The organism is Bacteroidales bacterium (assembly GCA_018334875.1).
Taxonomy (GTDB): Bacteria; Bacteroidota; Bacteroidia; order Bacteroidales; family UBA12077; genus JAGXLC01.
In genome coordinates this window covers 25,907-28,419 of sequence record JAGXLC010000023.1, presented here as the reverse complement: position 1 = coordinate 28,419, position 2,513 = coordinate 25,907, and the positions used below count along the sequence as shown (strand labels likewise).

Sequence of the window (2,513 nt, the reverse complement as noted above, 5' to 3'; positions counted from 1 at the left end):
TCCCTGCAATGAATTGGATCAGAACCTGAATAAGATATCTCTTTACTCAGGATTTTCTTACCCTTCATGTTAAAAACTTGTAAAGAACCACGTTCAATTACAGTTTCAATATGTATTATATCCCTGGCAGGATTGGGATATATTTTTAACTCCTGAAAATCTTTGTTTGATGATTTTTTATCTTCTAAATCATTCTGAGTGTTTTTCAGGTTTCCAAAGTAAGCTGATTGCTGAAAACCTGGATTAATACGGATTCCACCTTCATTATAGGTGATTGTTGAATAGGGTTGACCGATGGTTTGGCTAATGATGCCGGCGTTCTCTATGGTTCCTGCCGCACCATAGATGCCGATATTCTGCCTTGCAATGGTTTGCGCCTCACCCGTAATGGAAAGGAAAGGCAAAATAGCCAATAACAATAGGCACCCTGTGAAATGTTTGTTTTTCATACACTTATAAATTTAAGATTAAACAAAATCATATGTTTGGGTTGTTATTTATTAAGAGTTTACACTCTCTCTAAAAAAGATTTTTCCGTCATCAACTTACCGGTAACCAAGAGTATCAAAGCACAAAATTTCACCAGATACCAAATACTGACTATATCTGTTTTGGAGATTCCACGTGTTTATGCTTTTATTTAAAAGACGAAAGTGAGTTTCAGTAAGTTGGAAATGGCATCATGATTCCTATAAAAGACAGGTGGTCAAATTGAAAATCTGTTTAGTCATTTAGTGGGCTACAGCAATTCCTTACCTTGTTTTTTTATTCTTCCATCCCTGATGTTGAGAAATACCGACAAACCCAATGCCACGAAAAATACCACTGCTGTAGTTATATCGACAAGTTCAGCGTCGGGCCTGAACGGTGTGATGCGTTCTATTAGATATTTAATATAGGAGGAAGGTAAGTTGGTATGTCCTAATTTACGCAGAATCTTAAAATGCCAATCTGTTAACGGACAGTACCCTATTCCATAGAACAGCCCCAGTATGAACCAGGAAGCCCCTGTAAGAATAAGCGTGATTAAATTAAGTTTTCGTGTTTTCTTCCAGATCCAGCCTAAAGCATTGAATATGGTTAGCGCTGAGTGAAATATTACAAAAAAGATGTCTGCAATATGTAATAGGATTTCATCCATGAAATGATGAATTTTGATTGGTTTTAGCAATGTAAGATTTTTTGATTAATTAGAGTCTGTCTATAATATCCGCTTGCTGCGTTACGCTCGTTTTTCATGCCAGTCAATTACATCAAGTAAACTCCTGGCATTCAAAACTCGAAAGCCTTGCCAGCGAACATTCTAGACGAGACTTTTTTAAATCTCTTTGACTTTATGGACAAACACTAAATAAGAAAACTTTTGGCTGCTTTCCAATAATTCAGAACGGTTTTTTGCTTGTTAAAAATACCGATTCCCGGAAAGAAATTTGTTTCACAGATAGATGGTTTGTTTGAACCTTTAAATCCATAGGATTGTTGTAGGGTAAAAACTCAAGATGAAGCTGAAAGCAGATAAATTGAAAGAAACAGAGGTTAGGATAATCCGCTGGATGGCTGCTAATGGAATAGGTTTGTTAAGGATAAGCATGGGTATCATTTTCTTGTGGTTTGGCGCCCTCAAATTCTTTGAAGGAATGAGTCCTGCCGAAAATCTGGCAATACGTACCATTGAGATTATTACTTTTCATCTTATACCCTCGAAAACCATCCTTTATACACTGGCAGTATGGGAAGTTGTTATAGGTGTGGGTTTACTATTAAATATCTATTTGAGAATAACATTAATTCTGCTTTTTTTACAAATGCTGGGAACTTTTACTCCTTTGTTTTTCTTCCCGGAAGAAACGTTTATAGTCTTTCCTTATGCCTTAACACTGGAGGGCCAGTATATTATTAAAAATATTGTTGTCATAAGTGGTGGAATTATTTTGGGAGCCACACTAAGAGGAGGAAAATTAACAAGTAGCACAATGAAGCAAGAGTAACGAATATCAATCTTTTTAGATGCCCTTCCAGACTCTGCTGATTTTAGACCACTACTGCCGGGATTTTGCCAGGGCACCCCGTCTGATCCCGCCAAAGAGCGGGAACGGGTTGGGGATGGCAGCGAAAGAGCAGGCCCATGGTAAGTTAAGCCAAAAGCCAATAAGATTTTTAATATAATCGGATTGGACTGTCCTTATAGCTACAGAATTCCTTATGTGGATTTTTATATCGGTTTATTGCTTGCGCTCCATGCCTATACAGTGCCTTTTGATATGACGACAGTTGGAGCGCTTTAAGTTCTGGTGCCTGCTCCCCGGGCACTGCCCGGGGTTACTTTATTCAACCCCTAATCGGGGTTTTAACCAGACAATAATTATCCAGTTATTGCCATCGCTATGTGCTTTCTCTGAAGTCCTCCCTTTTCCACCGGTTAACAAGCCAATTCAATTACACCTAAATTTAGCCTGCATTTTATTCATATTTATAAAAATTGATGAATAAGATAGGTTGGATTGGTCATCACC

The 2,513-nt window shown here is 37.8% G+C and carries 3 protein-coding genes; 1 reads left to right on the top strand and 2 read right to left on the bottom strand.

The window, feature by feature from the left end:
• Both KGY70_03705 and KGY70_03700 read right to left on the bottom strand, forming a co-directional pair.
• A partial coding sequence (locus tag KGY70_03705; protein ID MBS3774270.1) for a hypothetical protein occupies positions 1-449 on the bottom strand: 449 nt, incomplete at its 3' end.
• 290 nt (positions 450-739) lie between these two features.
• A complete protein-coding gene (locus KGY70_03700) occupies positions 740-1,141 on the bottom strand; it encodes a DUF2784 domain-containing protein (GenBank protein ID MBS3774269.1) in 402 nt (133 codons plus the stop codon).
• A 358-nt stretch (positions 1,142-1,499) separates the two neighbouring features.
• Here KGY70_03700 and KGY70_03695 point away from each other — a divergent pair, with 358 nt between their 5' ends.
• Entirely contained in the window at positions 1,500-1,988 is a 489-nt protein-coding gene (locus KGY70_03695; protein ID MBS3774268.1) for a DoxX family membrane protein, read from the top strand.
• Positions 1,989-2,513: the final 525 nt, after the last annotated feature.